We start from the raw sequence: 20,032 nt of genomic DNA, 5'->3' as shown, positions 1-20,032 counted from the left end.
GAGAGCTCTATGAACTTGCGTTTTTGCCGAATCTGGTGCTGCAGCGGTCCGCTGCCAGTCCATGAACAAGCCGGTAAAACAACACCTCATTGATCCTGAAATCTGCATCCGCTGCTATACCTGCGAGATGACCTGCCCCATTGGCGCCATTCAACATGACGACAACAATGTCGTCGTTGACCCCGATACCTGTAATTTCTGTATGGACTGTATCCCGGTATGCCCCACCGGGTCGATCGACGAATGGCGCGTGGTGGAAACGCCCTACAGCCTTGATCAGCAATTCGACTTCGAAGAATTGCCAGAGCAGCAAGACATCGCGTCAGAACCTGACGCACAGGATGACGGGATTGAAGCGCACGACGATGTGGTCGCGGCACTGCTCGCCGAAGCCCACAAGGGGGCGGGGGGGAAGGCCAAGGCACCGGCGTCTGCGTCAAAACCCACGATCAACCTATACAATCTGGGCAATCCGGCGACGGCGAAAGTCCAAGGCAACTACCGTCTCACAGAAGCAGATAGTGATAGCGATGTCCGGCACATCATTCTTGATCTGTCGAATTTGCCTTTTCCTGTCCTGGAGGGTCAAAGCATCGGGATCATTGCACCCGGCCTGGATGACAAGGGGCAGCCTCACTTACCGCGCCTGTATTCCATCTCAAGTCCACGGGACGGCGAAAGGCCAGGTTTCAACAATGTTTCCCTTACGGTGAAACGTGAAGACAAAGGTGTCTGTTCGAACTACGTGTGCGATCTCGAAAAAGGTGATGAGGTTCAAATCACAGGGCCTTTTGGGTCTACGTTCCTGATGCCCTCCGATCCCAATGCGCATTTGCTGATGATTTGTACTGGCACCGGGTCCGCGCCCTTCCGCGGCTTTACCATGCGCAGGCAACGCGAGTTACCGTCCGTAAAGGATAGTCTGACGCTGGTCTTTGGCGCGCGCAGCCCGCGTGATCTGCCTTATTTCGGGCCTCTCAAGAAGGTGCCAGACACCTTCATGCGCAAGGAATTTGCTTTTAGTCGCCAAAAGGATGCGCCTAAGCAATATGTGCAGGACAAGCTGCGTGAACAGTCGCAAACGATTGCCGAACTGCTTGGTGATACCCATACTCACATCTACATTTGCGGACTAAAAGCGATGGAGCAGGGTGTCGAAGAAGCCATGAGTGATATCGCAAGAGGGGTGGGTTTGCATTGGTCAGAGCTACGAGACCAAATGCGTGATGCGGGGCGGTATCACGTCGAAACTTACTGATGGCCAAGAAAAAAATATGCGACATTTTGCCATAATGACCTGAAATTCGATGCATCTGGACTAGTTCCCTAAGTGTCTTATGCATTATTTTTCGAGTACGGGATGTCCATGTCTGAGGTAATCACCCAACCCAAAACCACGTCAAAGGTCATATCGCGTTTGGCGACGCGCGTGCGCGAGGCGCGCAAGGCGCAGGGATTGCCACGGCGTGCATTATCAGAACGTTCCGGCGTCTCGCCGCGCTATCTGGCGCAGCTTGAGGCTGGTGAGGGGAATATATCGATCGCGTTGTTGCAGCGCATTTCGGATGCCCTTGATATCAAGATCGAACATTTGCTTTCAGAAAATGCGCCCTGGGATCTGGAAGTGCAGCGTGTGGCGATGCTCTACCGGCATGCGCCGGAAAGCGTCCAACAACAGGTTCGCGCTATTCTCGCACCGCAAAACCCTGCCACGCTCAGGGCAGGTCGCATCTGCCTGATCGGTCTGCGTGGCGCAGGCAAGAGCACTTTGGGCAAACTGGCGGGAGAGGCGCTTCGGCTGCCGTTTGTCGAACTGAACAAGGAAATCGAAACCCACACCGGCATGCCATTGTCCGAAGTGATGGCGTTTTATGGACAGGACGGTTACCGCGGTCTTGAAGCCGAAGCCGTGTCGCGGATTGTTGAACGCCACGACAAGGTGATCCTGGCGGTCGCGGGAGGGCTAGTGGCCGAAGAAAGAACCTATGCGCAGGTATTGGAGCGCTTTCACACCGTTTGGTTACGAACCTCGCCGGCTGAACACATGCAACGAGTGCGGGCGCAGGGTGACTTGCGACCCATGCGGAACAACCCGGCGGCAATGCAGCAACTCAAGGCATTGCTGCAGTCGCGTACGCCGCTTTACGAACGCGCAGAGGCCCGGATCGATACCTCGAACAGGACCGTTTCGACCTCCTTGAATGATCTGATCAAGGTCATTGCGTCAAACCGGTTCCTGGAATTTCCCGGCGCATGAACGAAAGCGCGATTGGTCTGGCCTTGCAAGCCGCCCTGCGATCAATGTCAGAAGTGTTGTTGTTCGAGGCCACCAATCCCTGGGAACTGGATGAGGCCATGACGGAGTTCGGATTTTCAAGTGGTGCCTGTGAGGCGCAAGACATCGAGGGTTTGGATGTAGCACTTGCGCATAACAGTCAATCGGGCTGCCATCAGATCACCCCGATCCTTCCCAGAATGGTCGCAGAAGGCCGCCTGGGTCGCAAGGTAAGTGTCGGTTGGTATCGCTATCCGGGAGGCGGTGGATTGGTAATCGACCCACTTGTCGAAGATTTACTACGCGAGGAGGCGCGGTTTGAAGGGATCACGCGGCGCGATATTTCGAATAATGAGATTGTCGCGCATCTTACGCTGGCCTTGGTCAACGCCTCTGCGGATATTATGGCCAACACAAGTCTTTCGAATATCGGGCAGGTTAACGATGCGAGTATCAAGTACCTTGGGTTTCCGGCGGCAACCGGGGGCGTCCTCAGCTACGCTGCTGGAGCGGGGATCGATGCAATCCTTGCGCGACTGACAGGGCTGCGCTACGGGCCGTCGAAGGCAATGAAGATCAGCAACCACCTTGAACTGTTGCGAGGTCAGCTTTGACTGATCAGGATCAGGGTTGCCAAACCCCATAGCGTCATCTGGAAATGCGTATTTTGAGCGCCCTCGTGGCAGAACCAATAACAAAAGTGATTTCCGACAATCAAAAATCCGGCCCAGATGGCGGTGAAACTCAGGGCACCGAGCATTGCGATAATGCGCGCTGCTTCGAGCGCATCGGGATTACTGATACTGATCAGCAGCCCCAAAACACCAAGCCACAATAGAATACAGGTCACGAATTCCGCGACCAGAACACAACGGAATGCAAACTGCTGCGTTTGCCGATTTGTGATGGCCCTATGGGCGACGGTTTTGAACTCTTCGGGATATTGCGCGCGCATACGTGTCATGGCGAGCACTTCGGCGGTGTATTTTTCATTTACTGATGGATGCAGAAAATTGTCTTTGAGGCCTAAGGTCAGCCACAATGCGATTAACCCTGTAGCGACCGCTTGTGCCAGTAGGAGCGTGGCTTCCATCTTGAAATCTTCCGGAATCCGCAGTGCTTGCAATAAAAAAGGGCCGTGCGAACACGGCCCTTTGTAACGTGGTCTCTATCAGGTCCAGGCCATGCGCGCCGGATGATATTCGAACGAAATGTGGTGCCCAGCACCGATGAGGCCTTCTTTGGTGAAATTGTAGAGAGAGCGCCAGTAGGGCTGGATTGTCACACCCTCGTCCTGGATCAAGGCTTCCATGTCTTTCATCAAAGCGCGGCGTTTATCGACATCGGCTGTCGCCAACGCGACGTCGAGCATCTTGTCAAATTCGGCATTGGACCAGCCGAATTCATTCCACGCCTCGCCTGAACGATACGCCAATGCCCAGATTTGCACACCCAAAGGACGGTGGTTCCAATTCGTTGACGAGAAAGGGTATTTGACCCAGTCGTTCCAGAAAGTGGAGCCCGGCAGAATGGTGCGTTTGACCTTGATGCCCGCATCGCGCAGCTGTGCTGCAACCGCGTCGGTGGTGTCTTTGCGCCATGCATCGTCGATTGAAAACAGCTCATGCTCATAGTCGCCCATTCCGGCCTCGTCCATCAGCGCTTTTGCCGCTGCGGGGTCGACCTTCCGGGGAGGAAGCTCAGCGTAGTCTGGATGCATCGGGCCCACGTGGTGGTTTTCGGCAACAATGCCGCGCCCGCCATATCCCAATTCCAACAGAACGGCGTTGTCGACTGCCATCGACAGGGCCTGGCGCACCCGCTTGTCTTCATAGGGCTTTACGCCGTCGATCTCTGCCAACTGATTGGGGCGGATCACGATGGTGGCGGCTGTTGCAATCGAGTTCTCGACCCAGCCATCAAGTGTCGCGAAGATATCAATGAAGTCGCCCTCGATTGAATAGAGCGCATCAATTTCTTCGGCCTCGGCTGCCGCCACAAACGCTGACGGGTCGGTGCCGTAGTCGATATATTCGAGACGATCAATGTAGGGACCGCCAAAGACATCGGTACCCCACCAGGCGTGATCGGGGTTCTTGACCAGAACACCTTTAACGCCGACTTCCAGCGATTCCGGCAAATAGGGGCCGGTGCCAACGGGATTTTCCAACATGGATTCTGCGTTAAACCCTGCCGGTGTGATCGCCGCCGGATAGTCAGCCATGCCGGGGATCAGCGAGATATCCGGACGTGGCAGGGCCAGTTTTACTGTGTGGCTGTCCACAATTGTGATCGCGCCATCAATTGCCTGACCTGAGCCCTCGTCGATGAGTACACCAAAACGGCCAGCCATCGAATTGCCTTCCAGACCTTTGTCGCACCATCCGGCGATGTTGCGTGCAACGTCGTCTGCGGTGAAGTCGTCGCCATTGTTCCATTTGACGCCTTTACGGACGTTCAATGTATATTCAGTGGCATCGTCGTTGATTTCCCAGCTTTCCAGAAGCGCAGGAGAGAAAGTCCCGTCGTTCTCATAGATCACCAGATACTCGAGCCAGCCGCGGCTGAAGTTGGCAATCTGGGACCAATCGTAGGTGCGCGGATCTTTCAGCGCGCGAACTTCCTGCTGCATGCGGACAACGCCGCCTTCCTTGTGGCCATCAGCATGCGCGGGCGCAGCCATACCGATCATGGAATATGCGGTCGCTGCAGTCGCGCCAAAGGCGCTGGCCATCGCCAGGAACTCGCGACGATTGACCGGATCAGATCCGACCTTCCCGGCTGAGTCCACGACGGACTGCGGCAGGGGTCTGCCGGTACGTGTGAAAAATGTCATCTTCTTCCTCTCTGTTGGCGCGCTGTGTGCTGGCGCTCTACGCCGGCAATCTGTGCCGGCATCGGTGATGCAGTTGATCTGCTTTCTTGACGCCCTCTCGGGGACGGCGGGAGTGTCAAAATTTTATGTCGGGTCGTCAACCCCACGCACATCACCGCTGCCTCTGTTCTGGAGAAGCAGCGGGATACAGTGATCCGATTTCGAAGCCTGTCGAGGTGCCCCAGTGGGAAATCGGACCAAATTCTGGTGGGCTATCTTCGCGGGGTTAATGTGGCCTTGCGACGATTTTCCCAATAAGCGGCGCGATTTGAATAGTCTGTGTCGCTCCTGCACCTTGATCGAGAGGTGGAAACCGTGAAAGCGGCACGCCATTGGTTTCCGCGTCTTCATGCGGAAGCACTCTACTCATAAGCGGCCAAAGCGCTTTAAAATTTTTTTCATGCATCAGAAAAATTTTGGTTTGGTTCGCGTGCCACGCGTGGAAAACGGCGGTTTATCGTCAGTGGATTGTGAACGAATCTCTCGAAATTGAGACCTTACGCCTCAACATTCGGCCTGATGAGGCATTCAAATTTTGACCTTCGGCTTGCGCTTGTGTCTTTGCTTGTGCTGAATTTGGTGTGCGGTTTGATTTATGTCCGCGACGGACTTGGAGGATCTTGTGAAATCGCTGCAACCAAGTCAGATAGCTCCCCCCTTTGCGCGGTATTCCCACGGCGTGGAAATTCCCATTGGTATGCGTATCGTGCGGACCGCCGGGCAGTTGGGAATGGCGCAAGATGGCAGCGTGCCTGATACCGCTGAGGCTCAGGCAAACATCTGCTTTGCCAATATTCAGGCGATATTGGCTGAGGCTCAGATGTCGGCAAAGGATGTTTGCCATGTCAGCGCTTACGTGACCGATCGCATTCATTTTGCCGGCTACATGAAAGCGCGTGACGCCTTCGTTCAGGGTGCCAGGGTCTTGCCGTCTTCCACTTTGCTGATCGTATCGGGGTTTACCCGGCCAGAATATTTAGTGGAAGTGGAGGTCTGGGCCGCCGCAAGGTGATCCACCCCGCGAGCCCGCCTATCCTTACCAGATCACGATCCTTACAAGGGGCCTAGGGGGTTTCAGTCGCGGGCAGAATTTTCCCGATGCAACGGCCAAAACCCACACGGTATCCATCACCCTGCGCATGACCGGAAAGCGTTAGAGTGTCGCCATCCTCGATAAAGCTGCGCGATTGCCCGTCCTGTAACGTCAGAGGTTCCTTACCGCCCCAGGACAATTCCAGCATGGAGCCGCGCTGATCTTTTTCAGGGCCGGAAATCGTACCCGATCCAAGCAGATCGCCAGCATTCATCGCACAACCCGACGAGGCGTGATGAGCAAGCTGCTGGGCTGCGGAGTAATACATCTCGTTATAATTGGTGCGCGCGATGACTTCTTCAGTGCCGTTCTCGGGTTCTATGAGAACTGAAAGATCAATGTCGAAGAGCATGGGAGAGGGCTCCTGCAGATAGGGAAGAAGTTCTTTTTCGCGTGTCGGCGTTGATGTGCGGAAGGGGGCGAGTGCGGCTGCGGTGACGATCCACGGGCTGATGGATGTCGCGAAGGCTTTTGCCTGAAATGGTCCAAGCGGCTGATATTCCCATGCCTGAATGTCACGGGCTGACCAATCGTTCAGCAATACATAACCAAAAATCATCTTGTCGGCTTCTGCGACCGTGACGCGCTGACCCATTTCCGTTGAAGCGCCGACGATTGCGCCCATCTCCAACTCGATATCCAGCCGCTTGCAGGGACCAAACACCGGCATATCGGCGTCCGGTGCCTTTGTTTGCCCCATTGGGCGGCGGATGTCGGTGCCGCTGACCACAACCGTGCTTGCGCGGCCATTGTAACCAATTGGAATATGAAGCCAGTTGGGAGGTAGCGCGTTCTCCGCCCCTCGGAACATCGTGCCTACGTTGGTCGCATGGTGCCGACCCGCGTAGAAGTCAGTGTATTCCGAAACAACCAGCGGCATGTGCAGCTGAACATCCACCAGCGGAACAAGGTGCGGGGATACCAATGCCTGTTCGCTGGCACCTTCCACAAGCAAGGCGGTGAGGCGTTCGCGCAAGGCCTGCCAGGCGTCGGGGCCCAATTCCATCACATCGTTCCAGAATGGAAGGTCAAACACGGGCTCGTCGCTGAGTGTTATCAGTTCTGCCGCCTCAAGCGATGCCAGATCGAGAACCTGATCGCCGATCGCCACACCGCAACGCGCGTCCCGATCATCGGTCGAAAATACGCCGTATGGCAGATTGTTCAGCGGAAAGTCACATTCCGGATCGTTGGCACTGGCAATCCAGCTTTTCGTCAGGGGCATTTAGTCGTCCTTGGGGTTTTGGCTGCGCTTTTTTCGGGCCTGTAGCCAGCGAAAAAGAAAGAACAGGGCCACGAAGGCCCCGATCCAGAACAGAAGGTCAATGAGAGCGGTATTCATCGGCAAAAACTACTTTCCTGCTTGGTCAGAGAGATGTGGAGGGGCATGTCTGAACTTTAACAAATTGCCTCGTACAAATTCATCATATGTCGAGATCATTTGCACGCAAATGCACCAATCTGCCTCCTTGCCAAAGAATGGGGCTCTTGTATTAGTTGTTTTTGTAACTAACAAGGCCGGTTTCTTCAGATGTCGCATTCCGAGGACTTTAATTTGCAGGCGTTTTTGCCCTATTTGCTGAACCAGGCGGCCGAACAGAGCAGTCTGGAGTTTCACCAGATCTACAAAGACAGATACGGGATGCTGCGCACTGAATGGCGGGTTCTTTTTCACCTGGGCCTTTTCGGTTGCATGACGGCAGGCGAGATCGTTGATGCGGCCAAGATTCACAAGACCAAAATAAGCCGTGCCGTGCATCGATTGGCAGAGAGACGGTTCCTGACCCGTACGCGTCGTGAAGACGATCGCCGCGTAGAGCTTTTGAAACTGACGCCAAGAGGGGTGGCGGTTTATGAGGATTTGCGCGGCATCGCACGGGCCTATGATGACGCGCTCAGCAGCCAATTTGATGAAGAGGAACTGGAAATTCTGCGCCGGGCGTTGAGGGTCCTTGCGCAGATGCCAAAGGCAGAAAATGTGAAAGGCCAATGATTTGGCCCTTCACAGATGATGAAATTAGGCGGCTTTGCGACGACTACGCCAGCCGATCAATCCCAAAGCACCTAGCAAGAGCGGCGCGCTGGCGGGCAGCGGCACTGGAGCGAGCTCTGAAATCTCGATGGTCAAGAGGTTGAACGCCCCCGGATTGGATGTGAAGTCGATCAGTGAGGGGTTCAGCGTATCACCGGTTGCAAGCAAAACATCGGGTCCAAAAAGCTCACTCGACAAAGGAATTCCTTGCTGAATTGTGCCTTCGCCCGCTGGGCTGGCGGTGATGTCTGCGCCTTGAATGAAGGCTGCGCCGGTCAATCCGTTGGCTTCTGTTCCGGCATCATAGATTTGCGCGCCGGTCACGTTGATCGTGCGATTGCCGGTGAAATTTCCAGCATCGTCAAATAGCTGATACGCAAGCGGATTATCATTGCCGATGAAATGATCATTGGACGGCAACAACATCGACAAGAAAGTAAAATACACTGCCGAGTTTGCATCCACATGCAGCGTTGTGCTTCCGGTCTCGCCAGGCTGGATTGGGGGTGGGTTGGAAGTCATCGGGGCACCCGCAGCAATCACCGTGCCTTGCGAATTTGGCAATTGCGCCTCGCGCTCGACCGCGATGCCAAAGGGTGTGTTATCGGGTAAGACGCCGCGGGGCATACCGGTTTCGGCAATAAGTTCCAGCCCTGCCGATGCAGTGCCGCCGAGATCAAAGGCGTCAAAGCTCCCGTCATGAAAAGCCGTGTAAAGGGGGGTGATCGCTAGTCCGCCGCTGGCCTGATTGTTGGTCACGGTGATCTGGATCGTGGTCGCTTGCGCCGAGAATGCGAATGACGCACCAACGGCGGATACGGCCAGAGCCAAAAGGTTTCTGGTTACAAATTTCATTTTTCACTCCTGTCAGAAAAGCCAATCCAAGCGGAAAGGCTGGCGCACCTTAGGGGCAGTTCCAGATCAACAAACACTCACACCTGCGTGACATCCGCGCGTCTCTCTGCGTTGTGAAGAAAACTGAAATTTCCGTGAGGGAGGCGGATCAGAAATCGACGGTAACGCCGGGCAGTTCCAACGCCTTCATCAGATCGCGAAGTTCCTGACGTGCCGCCACGTTTGATATGTTGAGTTGCTTGACGCCAATGTCTTTCAGATCAAGTAACGTAAGGCCCCGCGGGAACAATTCGCGAAAGACAACGCGTTCCGAAAAGCCGGGCGCAATGCGGAACCCGATGCGCTTGCTCAGGTTTCTTACGGCACGCTCCATCTTTTCCTTGTTGACCATGCGTTGAGCGCCCATTCGGTTGCGCACAACAATCCAGTCAATCGGGGTCAGGCCGGCTTGCGCGCGTAGCTGTCGCGCATTCCAGACCATTTCAGAATAGACGGATGGCCCCAGGATTTCGTCGCCCGAAGAATCAGTGCGCGCAAGCAGGTCAAAATCCACGAAGCTGTCATTTAGCGGCGTGATGAGCGTATCAGCCAGAGAATGCGCAACCTGGCTCAGCCGTGTGTGAGATCCCGGGCAGTCGATCAGGATAAAATCATTGTCAGGTTCCAGCGAAGCGACAGCCGCAGAAAGGCGATGATCGTAGATATTTTCACCGGGTTTCAGGGCGTCCGCCGAAATGTCGGGCAATTCATGGGTGTTGGGGCTGGCCAGTTTCAGCCCGGCCTTTGCAAGAAACGATTTTCTGTTTTCGGTATAACGTCCAAATGTGCGTTGACGTAAATCCAGATCGAGTGCGCTGACTTTGTGACCCATGCGCGCCAGTGCTGTGGCGACATGCATCGACACAGTCGATTTCCCCGCGCCGCCCTTTTCGTTTCCGACGACGATGATATGCGCCATGTGCCCGATCCTTTGTTCCAGCCACTTGGTGCGGCTTTCTATTGCGCGGCACTATATGTGGGGTTCATTGATTTGGGAAGCGGTGAAGGGCGTATGGCGCTGCTAAATCTGGCAGGCCTGTTGCGTCCGTAGCCGCTGCAAATTTAGGTGCCGTTTTGAGCGATCGGGCATGATGGACGCAGGTTTTTTTGGCAAAGGTTGCGCTGGGTGGAAATCGCAGAGGTCGCTTGAAGATTGGTGTGACCGCCGGTGGCGGACCGGAGTTCATTTCAGAGACCTTGCGATGTGCGGCTTGGCCGCTTCTTAACTGATCAGTGTGTAAAAATAGTATATATATCAGTATTTTAATCGCCATTTCGATCATTTTCTCATGGGAGATACAACCATAAGGATAAAAAATGAAACGTTTCATATTGACTCGAATCAAGATTGCTGGCTTCTTGATGGCAGGTCAAAAGCCTGCGCCACGCGGCGTCGGTGTGACCCTCAAACGCTTAGGGAGGCTCTTATGAAGCTCATTAAATTCGCTGCTGCGGCAGCGACCGGAATCCTGTTGTCTGCTGGTATCGTGGCGGCCGAGGACAAACCCGTTGTTGGTCTGATCATGAAGTCGCTCGCCAACGAGTTCTTTCAGAATATGCTTGAAGGCGCAGAAGCCCACGCGGCAGAGCGTGGCGACTACGAATTGCGTGCAGTCGGGATGCAAAACGAGACTGATTTTGAATCCCAGATAAACGCTGTTGAAAACTTCATCACTCAGGGCGTTGATGCAATCGTTGTTGCACCGGCAGATTCCAAAGCCATGGTGCGCCCGTTGAAGCGGGCGATGGAGGCAGGCATTGTCGTTGTCAATTTTGATGTCGCTCTGGATGAGGACGCAAAGAAACAGCAGGGTATCGATCTGGCATTTGTGGGTCCGGACAATCGCGGCGGTGCTAAACTTGCTGGCGATGCTCTGGCGCAGAAACTGGGTGCCGGTGGCAAGGTTGTCATTATCGAGGGCAATCCGGGCGCCGATAATGCGAACCAGCGGCGCTTGGGTTTTGAGGATTCAGTGACGGAACACAAGCTGGAGTTGCTCGATAGCCGGACCGCTCATTGGGAAACAGAGGAAGCCAATCAGGTGTTTTCGGCAATGTTGACCGCCAACCCCGACATTCAGGGTGTCATGGCAGCTAATGACTCCATGGCGATCGGTGTCGTGAAGGCATTGGAAGCCGCCGGGCGGACAGATATCGAGGTCGTGGGTTTTGACGCGATCCCAGCAGTCCTGCCAATGATCGAAGACGGGCGTCTGTTGGCCTCGGTTGATCAGTTTGGCAAGGAAATGGCTGCCAACTCCATTGATCTTGCTCTGGAGGTCCTGGCGGGCGGTCCGGCTCTTGAAGGCTGGGTCAGGACCCCGATCGAATTGGTTGCGGGCGAATAATTTGCAGCAGCCGACGCCCGGTGTCTTCAGCCGGGCGTCTGTTTGTCAACCCAAAGAGATAGAGGCGAGATCATGCCAAACCTGGCGAGTTCCCCACTGCTGTCGGTAACCGATTTGCGTAAATCATTTGGAGGCATCCATGCGCTCGATGGCGTGAGTTTTGCCCTGACGTCAGGAGAGGTGCATGCCTTGGTCGGAGAAAATGGTGCAGGAAAATCGACATTGATCAAGGTCCTGTCCGGTGTTCACATGTTTGAGGCCGGCGAGATCAGAATGGATGGTGATGGTTACCGGCCCACCTCCCCCCATGCCGCAAAAGTCGCCGGAATTCAGGTCGTGCATCAGGAATTCAACCTTTTGGGTGACTTGAGCGTGGCGGAGAACATCTCCATCGAAGCTCTGCCGAAAACGAGGTTCGGCCTGCTGGACCGCAAGGAAATGAACCGCCGGGCCCGAACGGCCCTGGATGCGATCGGCCTCAACGACGTGGATGTCACCGCGCCGGTCAGGTCGCTGGGCATCGCGCATCGTCAATTGATCGAAATTGCCCGCGCCTTGCAAAGTGACAGCCGCATTCTGATCCTGGATGAACCTACGGCCACGCTTACAGAGCGCGAGACAGCGCGTCTTTTCGACATCGTCAGCGGGATCAAGGCTAAAGGGGTCACCGTCGTCTTTGTGTCGCATCATCTTAACGAGGTTTTCGGTATTTGTGATCGCGTGACAGTTTTCCGAAATGGCAAAACCATAACGACCGAAAATATTGCAGATGTCACACCTCCCGACGTGGTGCGTTTCATGGTCGGGCACGCGCTTGAAGAGACGGCATCTGACGCCGCTGCCCCAGCGCACTCCGGCGAGGTTGCGCTCGCAGTTGAAGGTTTGCAAACGACGGCCAACCCGGCGACCGATGGGATCAGTTTTGAGCTGCGAAAAGGAGAAATTCTGGGCATAGCCGGGCTGGTTGGCGCTGGTCGCACCGAGGTCCTGAGAGCCATATTTGGCGCCGACCCGATGTTGTCTGGCCGGGTTCTGAAAGACGGCGCGCCTTTGACCATTCGTCAACCAAGAGACGCAATTGCTGCCGGCATCGGTTTCGTCACCGAGGATCGCAAGGACGAGGGCCTGATCCTCGAAATGCCGATTGCGGCAAACAGTTCTTTGGTCGATATCGGATCGGTTTCGCGCCGGGGTTTGGTAGATTTTACCGCAGAACGTGCCATGGCCACGCAAGGTGGTGCACGGCTGAAGCTCAAGTACGGCAAATTGTCTGACCCGGTGTCCAGCCTGTCCGGCGGCAATCAACAAAAAGTGGTTCTGGCCAAATGGCTTGCGGGAAATCCGAGCATTCTGCTGCTGGACGAGCCGACGCGCGGCGTCGATGTCGGCGCAAAGGCTGAAATCTACAGCATCCTGCGCGGACTGGCAGCGCAGGGGATATCCATGATTGTCGTCTCGTCAGAACTGCCTGAACTCACTGCCTTGACCGATCGCATTTTGGTGATGGCCGGGCATCAAATTCAAGGCGTGCTCGACCGGTCCGAATTCTCGCAAGAACGGATTCTTCAGCTCGCATATGGGCAGGAGATCAACTCAGAAAGGAAAACGGCATGAGCATCGCTGAGGAAGTTTCATTCACACCGAGGAGAAAAACCGTGTCGATCCGTTCCATTGTCAACAACGCAGGCATCGGATTGGCCTTGCTTGTGATGATCGCATTCTTTTCGGTCGCCAGTGAGCATTTTCTGTCTGCCAACAACATCACCAACATTCTGACCCAGATTACGATCAACCTGATCCTGGCGGTGGGGATGACATTCGTGATCCTTATCGGTGGCATTGACCTGTCCGTCGGGTCGGTTATGGCTTTCGCCGCTGTTGTTGCTGGCAAAGCCATCACACTGCCGGGCCTGGGTCCCACTGAGCTGATTATCCTCGCGGTTCTGGCCGGGGTGGTGGCAGGCACGATATGTGGTGTTCTGAATGGGGTCGTCAGCGCCTATTGGTCGTTGCCGTCCTTTATCATCACGTTAGGCATGCTCAACATCGCCCGTGGGGCCGCGCTACAGATTTCCGGGGCGCAAACCATCTACTCCTTTCCCTTTGCCTTCGAAGAATTCGGATCCTTGCTGGTCTACGGTGTTCCGGTCGTTTTCATTGTGGCATTGGCGCTGGTTGTGATTGCCTGGTTCATCCTCAATCGCACCGTTTTTGGCCGCCTTATCTACGGGATTGGAAACAACGAGGAGGCTGTACGCCTCGCCGGGCACCCCGTTTTCTGGTACAAGGTCGCGGCGTTTTCGATCTGTGGGTTCACAGCTGGAATCGCCGCCATCATCTACATGGCGCGACTGAACATTGCCTCCCCGATTGCCGGTATCGGTTTTGAGCTGAACGCCATTGCCGCGGTGATTATCGGAGGGACCAGCCTGAGCGGCGGGCGTGGCTCCGTGATCGGAACGCTTCTGGGCGCTTTCATAATTGGCGTTCTTGCAAACGGGCTTATTCTGATTGGACTGAGCGATTTCATGCGGCAGATGATTACTGGTGTTGTGATCGTGGTCGCCGTCATCCTCGACCATTACCGAGCGAAGTATTCCGCGTCATGAGGCCGCCTTCGCTGATCCTCGCAACCCCTTGCGGCGGGATCACGGGTCTTGCGGAGCATCACATGCGGTCCGGCTCGGGCCTCAAGTTGAAACCAATCACCGAGGTATCTTCATGACAGACGTTGTTGTCGTTGGAAGCATTAACGTGGATATGGTCAGCTATCTGGATCGCTGGCCTGTCGTTGGAGAGACAGTTGCCGCTCAGGAGACAAAGATTTGCCTGGGGGGCAAGGGCGCCAATCAGGCGATCGCTGCGGCGCGTTTAGGGGCTTCGGTCAGGATGATCGGTGCCATCGGATCAGACGAACTGGGCCGCGACGTTGCAAACCGCCTGCGCGCGGCAGATGTCCAACTCTCGCTGCGTGAGAAAAGCGACAAGACCAGCGGCATGGCCTTCATCGACGTGGGGCCCGATGGTGGCAACATCATTCGACTATCGGAGGGCGCAAACAAGTGTCTGACCGCGGCCAACGTCCATGATTGCGCAGCAGATGTGACGGACGCGAAGGTTCTGCTTATTCAAAACGAAGTGCCGCTTGAGGCGTCTTTGGCGGCAGCCCGTGTGGCTCGGGCGAATGGTCTGACCGTCATCATGGATCCGGCCCCGGCCCCGGTGCCCTTCTGGAACGCGGAAGTGTTGTCCGAGTTCGACATTATCACGCCGAACGCCCATGAGGCCCATCTTATGCTAGGCGCACTGCCCAAGACATTGCAGGCGGCGGAGCACGCGGCAGCGCGCCTCAGAACCATGGGACCGCGCGGCGCAATCGTTACAATGGGGGCCAGCGGTGTCGGGTGGAGCATAGGGTCTTGCAGCGGTCATGTCGTCGCCCCTAACGTGCCTGCAATTGATACGGTTGCGGCAGGCGATTGTTTCAACGGAGCCTTTGCAACTTTCCTGTCACGGGGCGCTTGCGTGGAAGAGGCCATTTCCTTTGCTGTGGATGCAGCCGCACTCGCCACGACCCGTCGCGGCGCGGCCGATGCGATGCCATCCGGGGATGAATTACGGGAATTCAACGTGGCAAATCATGCCAAGGCCTTGGAAATCGGCTGATTATGGTTTCAAACTGCGCAGCAGGGGAACGTAAATGCTAAGGTAGAACAGATGTCGACCGTCAAAGATGTCGCGCGTGAAGCGGGGGTATCCGTCGGTACCGTCTCAAAGGTTTTGTCCAACGACCAAACGGTGAAACCCGTCCTGCGCGCTCGGGTAATGCAGGCGGTCACGGAACTGAACTACCGGCCGAACATGGCTGCGCGCGCCCTGCGGACAAACAAGATCAATACGATCGGGCTAGTGGTTCCGGACATCACCAACCCGTTCTTTGCCCAGCTGGCGCTTGGGATTGAAACCGAAGCGGCAAAACGCGGGCATCTGGTCATGCTGACAAATTCGCATGAAGACCCGCACACCGAGCAGCGACAGATCGCGGCACTGTTGGAGCAGTCTCCGCGCGGGTTGATTGTTGTGGCCTCGAATGATTCCAGTGCGGCTCTGGATGATGCAAAAGTTCGGGTTCTCTCTGTGGATCGACGTTTTCACGCCTGCCCATTGATCAGCACAAACCATGTGATCGGCGCGTCAAAGGTTGCCTCGCACCTGGTTAATTTGGGTCATCGTCGGCTTGCCTACCTCTCAGGCCCGCAAAACACGGAAGTAGGTCGCCAGCGGTTGCGGGGCTTCAAGACGCAATTTGAGTGGCATCAAAAACAGGATGCATCTTTGTCACTGGTAACCAGGGAGGGGCAGTTTGACTACGAAAGCGGTGAGCAGCATGCCCGTGACCTTCTGACAGGACCGAAGCATACCCGCCCGACCGCAATCGCGGCGGCGAGCGACCAGATGGCAATTGGTGTTCTGCGTGCGGCCCGTGACATGGAGATTTCCGTGCCGGAGGAGCTTTCCGTCACTGGTTATGACGATATCACGTTGGCATCCTTGGTGGTGCCGCGCCTGACGACACTGGCCCAACCCACCATGGCGCTTGCAGCGGAGGCTGTGACGCAAATTTTGCAGGATGCGGACGTTGCGCTGACGGATGCGTTGGTCGAGGGTGAGTTGATCATTCGTGGATCAACGGCTGCTGCACCGCGGTGACACGCATCACTCAAGGCTGATTTTCGGCTGGCGAAATCGCAAGCAAAAGGGCCGCTCCCAAAGGTGCGGCCCATTCCGTTTTCGCAGTGAGAGAGAGCTTTAGAAGCCCAGTCCTGCATATTTGTTTTTGAACTTCGAGACGCGACCGCCTGTGTCCATCAGACGGGACGAACCGCCAGTCCATGCAGGGTGCACAGAAGGGTCGATGTCGAGCGACAGCTGGTCGCCTTCCTTACCCCATGTGGATTTCATCTGCACGATGGTTCCATCGGTCATCTTGACGTCGATGATGTGATATTCGGGATGTGTATCGGCTTTCATCGATCAGGTCCTTATGCGCTCGCGCCCGATTTGGGCTTGTAATGAGTGTTCTCGGCGATCCGTGCGGATTTACCGCGACGGCTGCGCAGATAGTAGAGTTTCGCGCGGCGCACACGGCCACGACGGACAACTGTGATGCTGTCGATGTTTGTCGAATGCAGCGGGAACACACGCTCCACGCCTTCGCCAAAGGAAATCTTGCGAACCGTGAAGGAGCCGGCGATACCCTTGCCGTTGTTGCGCGCAATGCACACGCCTTCGTAGTTCTGCACACGGGTGCGTGTGCCTTCGGTCACTTTAAAGCCTACGCGGACGGTGTCGCCTGCGCGGAAGTCGGGAATGTCTTTCCCCAGAGCGGCGATTTGTTCCGCTTCGATTTCTGCAATCAGATCCATCTGATCGTCTCCTATGATGCCCGTGGTTTTCCCCACGAAGTATTGCGCGTTTCAGAGCTCCGGGTTCTTTCGGGTCGGCCGCAGCGCCCGCCGGGAGAGTACAAACATCATTCCTTGTTTCAACGCCTTGCAAAGCAAAACGACCCGGAGCCGCGACAGCGATTCCGAACAGTGGGGGTTTAGGGGCAAATTCCATGCAGTTCAAGCCTTCTGACACGCCAAAGGGCCAGTTATTCGCCTCATTTTGCCGATTCACGTTGCCGACATCAGCTATTATCTGATAATCTGCACGCATTCGGCAATTCGAAATCGACCATTAAAAATAGAATTCGAGAACGGATTGCTTCGAAGGGTACGAAACATAACAAGTCAGGGGTATGATTTACATGAATAAATTAGTGAAGTCTTTGGCGGCTTTTGCCGTCGCTAATGGGCTGTTGGCCGGTGCTGCGAGCGCGGCCTCGGTCATTTTCGAGGATGATTTCAACCGGGCCAACAGCAATAGCGTCGGTAATGGCTGGACCGAGTTGGAAGATGAAAACAACGATGTAAGGATACTAAATAATCGGCTAAGGCTGCGCGATTTTCTACCGGGAAATCCCGATGCCGCAGCTGCCAGTGCGGTGATTGATGCCACTGGATATACAAACATCACCGTGTCTTTTGACTGGCAATCTCTGGAGCCGAATGAGAACAATGATGATCTCTTTCTGGTCTGGGCTCTGGATCCGAGACCGTCGCTTTCAAATCAAGGCGCCTGGACGGAAGTGTTTCAGGGCGATAGCGGTGGAACCAACACGTTTTCTGAGTCCGTGTCCATCAGTCCAGGGGCCGACAACAGCATGTTCAACCTGATGTTCTGGTCGGACGTGGGCAATAGCAACGAAGGCTTCTTGATCGATAATCTGGTCGTTACCGGCGATCTCATCTCTCCGGTTCCAGTCCCGGCATCCTTGCCACTTCTGGCAGCAGCCTTTGCAGGTTTCGGCGTGATGCGGCGTCGTAAAAACAAGAGCTGAAAATTGAGAGAACTCAAAGCGAAGGGGCGGTCTTTTGGACCGCCCTTTTTTTGTTCGATTGGTATTTGGGCAGGATATGGCCCGGGAAGGGGATGCGCGCCTGTCCGATGTGCTGCGCCCCTGCAACCTTCCCGAACGAACCTGCGAATCTGAATAAGTGATCCCGCAAACTGCGGCAGCCTTCAGGTCATGCCCGCAAATCGTTGGGGAAGCGCGCGACGTAAAACGGCAATGGAGACGCGCGCGTCGGAATGTAAATGGGCGGCTTCATCAAAAACCGGTCTCGGCTTTTTGTTGGCCAGCGATACCGGGCGATAGGCGGCGACCGGTATTGATGCACGTTGTTGCGGCTGCGGCGGTGCGACACATTCTTCGGCAATCGGATCGCGCACATGACGCGGCTCGAACCGTGAGAATTTCTTGGTCGGCATCGAGAGTTGTTGTTCGTATTTTGACGCGTTTATCGTGTTGAACAGGCGCAGCATTTAATATCTCCCCAGATTTCCATTCTCTGGAGTGTCGGTGCAAATTTTGACGAAACTTAGTCGAATTGATCGGAGTTTGGGGCAATTGTAAGGCTGCGCCTCCCAAGCGGGCGCAAGCTGTCACATGTCTTCGTGGGTTTTCTTCCACAGGTCGGGACGCCGGGTTTTGGTCAGAGTTTCGGATTGCTGACGTCGCCACTTGGCGATTTCACCGTGATTGCCAGACATCAGAACATCAGGAATATCGCGGCCCTCCCATGTCGCGGGCCGGGTATATTGAGGATGCTCCAGCAGGCCATTTGAATGGCTCTCATCAACGGTGCTGTCGGCATTGCCCAGCACGCCCGGCAAGAGACGCACGGTGGCATCGATCATGGCTTGGGCGGCCAACTCACCACCGGTCATCACGAAGTCCCCCAGTGAAACCTCCGTGACGTTATAGTGCTGTAAAACGCGTTCATCGACCCCCTCAAAGCGACCGCACAGGACGGTCACCCCATCACAGCGCGCCAGATCGCGGGCCATTGCCTGATCGAAAGGGCGTCCTCTTGGGGACATGTAGAGGATTGGCCAGTGGCCTTTCGCGTGTTGCTGGGCAGCTTCAATCGCGGGGCCGACGACATCTGCCCGCATGACCATGCCAGCGCCACCACCTGCGGGTGTATCGTCGACATTCCGATGCTTGCCGATGCCAAATCCGCGCAGATCATGTGTGTGCAATTGCCACGCCCCTTCCTTCAGGGCCTTGCCGGTCAACGAAAAACCGAGCACGCCGGGGAAGGCGTCGGGAAAAAGAGTGATGATCCGCGCTTGCCAGACGCCTGCCAGAGTTTCTTCCGTGCCCATCAATGACTGCGGCGTCAGCCGAGGCTGGATGCTCTTGCGACCGTGGCTTTTGGGCTTTTCCGCCACCTTAGAACAATCCTTCGGGCGGATCAGCGATGATGCGGCCCGACGCAAGATCAACCGTTGGCACAGCCGCCAGGGTAAATGGCAGCAGCACCGTGTCGGAGGAGCCGGGGCGCTGCACTTCCAGAAGATCACCGGCGCCGTGATCCTGCACCAGCTTCACGGTTCCAAGCAATGCACCGCCTGTGTCGAACACGTCCAGGCCCATGAGGTCGGCGTGGTAGTATTCGTCATCGGGCAGGGAAGGCAACTGGTCGCGGGAGGCAAAAAGCTGTGTGCCTTTGAGAGCATCTGCCTCTTCCTTGCTGGAGACCTCCGCGATGCGGGCGGCAAAGCCGTTCTTGATGCCGTGCAGAATGGCCAAGTGAAAATGCTGTGTTCCGGCTTCATCGGTCAGGGGGGTATAGGTTTCGATATCTTCGGCCACGGCGCAGAAGCTTTTGAGGCGCACTTCGCCGCGCACGCCATACGCGCCGCCGATCGCCCCTACACAAATCTTGTTTTCGCTCATTGTGCTCCCCTGCAGAGCCCCGCCAGCATGGTCCCACCGGCAGCAACACAAACATCTGATACCCGGCTGCGCTCAAAAAGCAATCCGGCCAGAAAGGCAATGAAGATCAGGCTCAACGTGCGGATGGGTCGGAACATATGTCCTGCCTTGTTATGAAAAAGCGCT

23 protein-coding genes are annotated in these 20,032 nt (G+C 55.7%); 11 read left to right on the top strand and 12 right to left on the bottom strand.

Features of this window, described 5'->3' with window-relative positions; genetic code table 11:
* The first annotated feature begins 61 nt into the window (after positions 1-61).
* The 3 genes from boxA to ACOTTU_RS13680 all read left to right on the top strand — a co-directional run bounded on the left by boxA (position 62) and on the right by ACOTTU_RS13680 (position 2,889).
* A complete protein-coding gene (gene boxA, locus ACOTTU_RS13690; protein ID WP_425658789.1) occupies positions 62-1,258 on the top strand; it encodes a benzoyl-CoA 2,3-epoxidase subunit BoxA in 1,197 nt (398 codons plus the stop codon).
* A 108-nt stretch (positions 1,259-1,366) separates the two neighbouring features.
* A complete protein-coding gene (locus ACOTTU_RS13685; protein WP_298920378.1) occupies positions 1,367-2,257 on the top strand; it encodes a helix-turn-helix transcriptional regulator in 891 nt (296 codons plus the stop codon).
* Positions 2,254-2,889 carry a 3-hydroxyacyl-CoA dehydrogenase family protein gene (locus ACOTTU_RS13680; protein WP_425658788.1) on the top strand — a complete coding sequence of 212 codons (636 nt, stop codon included), beginning with the start codon at positions 2,254-2,256 and terminating at the stop codon, positions 2,887-2,889. Before ACOTTU_RS13685 ends, ACOTTU_RS13680 begins: the two co-directional genes overlap by 4 nt.
* On the opposite strand, the gene ACOTTU_RS13675 is transcribed toward ACOTTU_RS13680, so the two are convergent.
* Both ACOTTU_RS13675 and ACOTTU_RS13670 read right to left on the bottom strand, forming a co-directional pair.
* On the bottom strand, positions 2,880-3,368 hold the full coding sequence (locus ACOTTU_RS13675) for a DUF2165 family protein (RefSeq protein ID WP_425658786.1): 489 nt from the start codon (positions 3,366-3,368) through the stop codon (positions 2,880-2,882). The genes ACOTTU_RS13680 and ACOTTU_RS13675 overlap by 10 nt on opposite strands.
* Before the next feature lie 78 nt (positions 3,369-3,446).
* On the bottom strand, positions 3,447-5,111 hold the full coding sequence (locus ACOTTU_RS13670; protein WP_425658784.1) for an ABC transporter substrate-binding protein: 1,665 nt from the start codon (positions 5,109-5,111) through the stop codon (positions 3,447-3,449).
* Between the two features lie 661 nt (positions 5,112-5,772).
* On the opposite strand from ACOTTU_RS13670, the gene ACOTTU_RS13665 reads away from it, so the two are divergent.
* The gene (locus tag ACOTTU_RS13665) at positions 5,773-6,162 is read left to right on the top strand and encodes a RidA family protein (RefSeq protein ID WP_425658782.1); all 390 of its coding nucleotides are present in this window, start codon (positions 5,773-5,775) and stop codon (positions 6,160-6,162) included.
* Positions 6,163-6,214: 52 nt separating this feature from the next.
* On the opposite strand, the gene fahA is transcribed toward ACOTTU_RS13665, so the two are convergent.
* The gene (gene fahA, locus ACOTTU_RS13660; protein WP_425658780.1) at positions 6,215-7,468 is read right to left on the bottom strand and encodes a fumarylacetoacetase; all 1,254 of its coding nucleotides are present in this window, start codon (positions 7,466-7,468) and stop codon (positions 6,215-6,217) included.
* Positions 7,469-7,774: 306 nt separating this feature from the next.
* Between fahA and ACOTTU_RS13655 the strand changes: the two genes are divergently transcribed.
* Positions 7,775-8,236, top strand: a complete 462-nt coding sequence (locus tag ACOTTU_RS13655) for a MarR family winged helix-turn-helix transcriptional regulator (RefSeq protein WP_298920390.1) — start codon at positions 7,775-7,777, stop codon at positions 8,234-8,236.
* A gap of 24 nt (positions 8,237-8,260) precedes the next feature.
* Here ACOTTU_RS13655 and ACOTTU_RS13650 read toward each other — a convergent pair whose 3' ends face one another.
* From ACOTTU_RS13650 to ACOTTU_RS13640, 3 genes are all read right to left on the bottom strand, one after another.
* Complete coding sequence (locus tag ACOTTU_RS13650; RefSeq protein WP_298920392.1) at positions 8,261-9,130, bottom strand: spondin domain-containing protein; 870 nt, start codon at positions 9,128-9,130, stop codon at positions 8,261-8,263.
* 148 nt (positions 9,131-9,278) lie between these two features.
* Positions 9,279-10,088 carry a division plane positioning ATPase MipZ gene (locus tag ACOTTU_RS13645; RefSeq protein ID WP_298920393.1) on the bottom strand — a complete coding sequence of 270 codons (810 nt, stop codon included), beginning with the start codon at positions 10,086-10,088 and terminating at the stop codon, positions 9,279-9,281.
* Positions 10,089-10,152: 64 nt separating this feature from the next.
* Entirely contained in the window at positions 10,153-10,500 is a 348-nt protein-coding gene (locus tag ACOTTU_RS13640; RefSeq protein ID WP_425658777.1) for a hypothetical protein, read from the bottom strand.
* Between the two features lie 96 nt (positions 10,501-10,596).
* Here ACOTTU_RS13640 and ACOTTU_RS13635 point away from each other — a divergent pair, with 96 nt between their 5' ends.
* From ACOTTU_RS13635 to ACOTTU_RS13615, 5 genes are all read left to right on the top strand, one after another.
* Positions 10,597-11,517, top strand: a complete 921-nt coding sequence (locus tag ACOTTU_RS13635) for a sugar ABC transporter substrate-binding protein (RefSeq protein WP_425658775.1) — start codon at positions 10,597-10,599, stop codon at positions 11,515-11,517.
* Positions 11,518-11,589: 72 nt separating this feature from the next.
* Complete coding sequence (locus ACOTTU_RS13630) at positions 11,590-13,131, top strand: sugar ABC transporter ATP-binding protein (RefSeq protein WP_425658773.1); 1,542 nt, start codon at positions 11,590-11,592, stop codon at positions 13,129-13,131.
* Positions 13,128-14,126 (top strand): ABC transporter permease, encoded by a 999-nt coding sequence (locus tag ACOTTU_RS13625; protein ID WP_425658771.1) that lies wholly within the window; start codon positions 13,128-13,130, stop codon positions 14,124-14,126. Before ACOTTU_RS13630 ends, ACOTTU_RS13625 begins: the two co-directional genes overlap by 4 nt.
* A gap of 112 nt (positions 14,127-14,238) precedes the next feature.
* Positions 14,239-15,183, top strand: a complete 945-nt coding sequence (gene rbsK / locus ACOTTU_RS13620) for a ribokinase (protein WP_425658769.1) — start codon at positions 14,239-14,241, stop codon at positions 15,181-15,183.
* A gap of 51 nt (positions 15,184-15,234) precedes the next feature.
* Positions 15,235-16,227 (top strand): LacI family DNA-binding transcriptional regulator, encoded by a 993-nt coding sequence (locus ACOTTU_RS13615; protein ID WP_425658767.1) that lies wholly within the window; start codon positions 15,235-15,237, stop codon positions 16,225-16,227.
* A gap of 99 nt (positions 16,228-16,326) precedes the next feature.
* On the opposite strand, the gene rpmE is transcribed toward ACOTTU_RS13615, so the two are convergent.
* Positions 16,327-16,548 (bottom strand): 50S ribosomal protein L31, encoded by a 222-nt coding sequence (rpmE, locus tag ACOTTU_RS13610; RefSeq protein WP_219504657.1) that lies wholly within the window; start codon positions 16,546-16,548, stop codon positions 16,327-16,329.
* An 11-nt stretch (positions 16,549-16,559) separates the two neighbouring features.
* Complete coding sequence (gene rplS / locus ACOTTU_RS13605) at positions 16,560-16,943, bottom strand: 50S ribosomal protein L19 (protein ID WP_219504655.1); 384 nt, start codon at positions 16,941-16,943, stop codon at positions 16,560-16,562.
* A 386-nt stretch (positions 16,944-17,329) separates the two neighbouring features.
* Here rplS and ACOTTU_RS13600 point away from each other — a divergent pair, with 386 nt between their 5' ends.
* Positions 17,330-17,962 carry a VPLPA-CTERM sorting domain-containing protein gene (locus ACOTTU_RS13600; RefSeq protein WP_425658764.1) on the top strand — a complete coding sequence of 211 codons (633 nt, stop codon included), beginning with the start codon at positions 17,330-17,332 and terminating at the stop codon, positions 17,960-17,962.
* Positions 17,963-18,144: 182 nt separating this feature from the next.
* Here the strand turns inward: ACOTTU_RS13600 and ACOTTU_RS13595 are convergent, their stop codons facing one another.
* The 4 genes from ACOTTU_RS13595 to ACOTTU_RS13580 form a co-directional block, all read right to left on the bottom strand.
* Entirely contained in the window at positions 18,145-18,447 is a 303-nt protein-coding gene (locus tag ACOTTU_RS13595) for a hypothetical protein (RefSeq protein ID WP_298920410.1), read from the bottom strand.
* A gap of 120 nt (positions 18,448-18,567) precedes the next feature.
* On the bottom strand, positions 18,568-19,359 hold the full coding sequence (gene trmD, locus ACOTTU_RS13590) for a tRNA (guanosine(37)-N1)-methyltransferase TrmD (protein ID WP_425658762.1): 792 nt from the start codon (positions 19,357-19,359) through the stop codon (positions 18,568-18,570).
* Position 19,360: 1 nt separating this feature from the next.
* Complete coding sequence (gene rimM / locus ACOTTU_RS13585) at positions 19,361-19,867, bottom strand: ribosome maturation factor RimM (RefSeq protein ID WP_425658761.1); 507 nt, start codon at positions 19,865-19,867, stop codon at positions 19,361-19,363.
* Positions 19,864-20,004: a hypothetical protein gene (locus ACOTTU_RS13580; protein WP_425658759.1), complete on the bottom strand. Its 141-nt coding sequence runs from the start codon at positions 20,002-20,004 to the stop codon at positions 19,864-19,866. The genes rimM and ACOTTU_RS13580 overlap by 4 nt, the downstream gene beginning before the upstream one ends.
* Positions 20,005-20,032: the final 28 nt, after the last annotated feature.

It is taken from the genome of Roseobacter sp. EG26, from assembly GCF_049830555.1.
In the GTDB taxonomy this organism is placed as follows: domain Bacteria; phylum Pseudomonadota; class Alphaproteobacteria; order Rhodobacterales; family Rhodobacteraceae; genus Roseobacter.
Note: the sequence above shows the minus strand (reverse complement) of the source record. Positions and strands in the feature narration are given on the sequence as shown.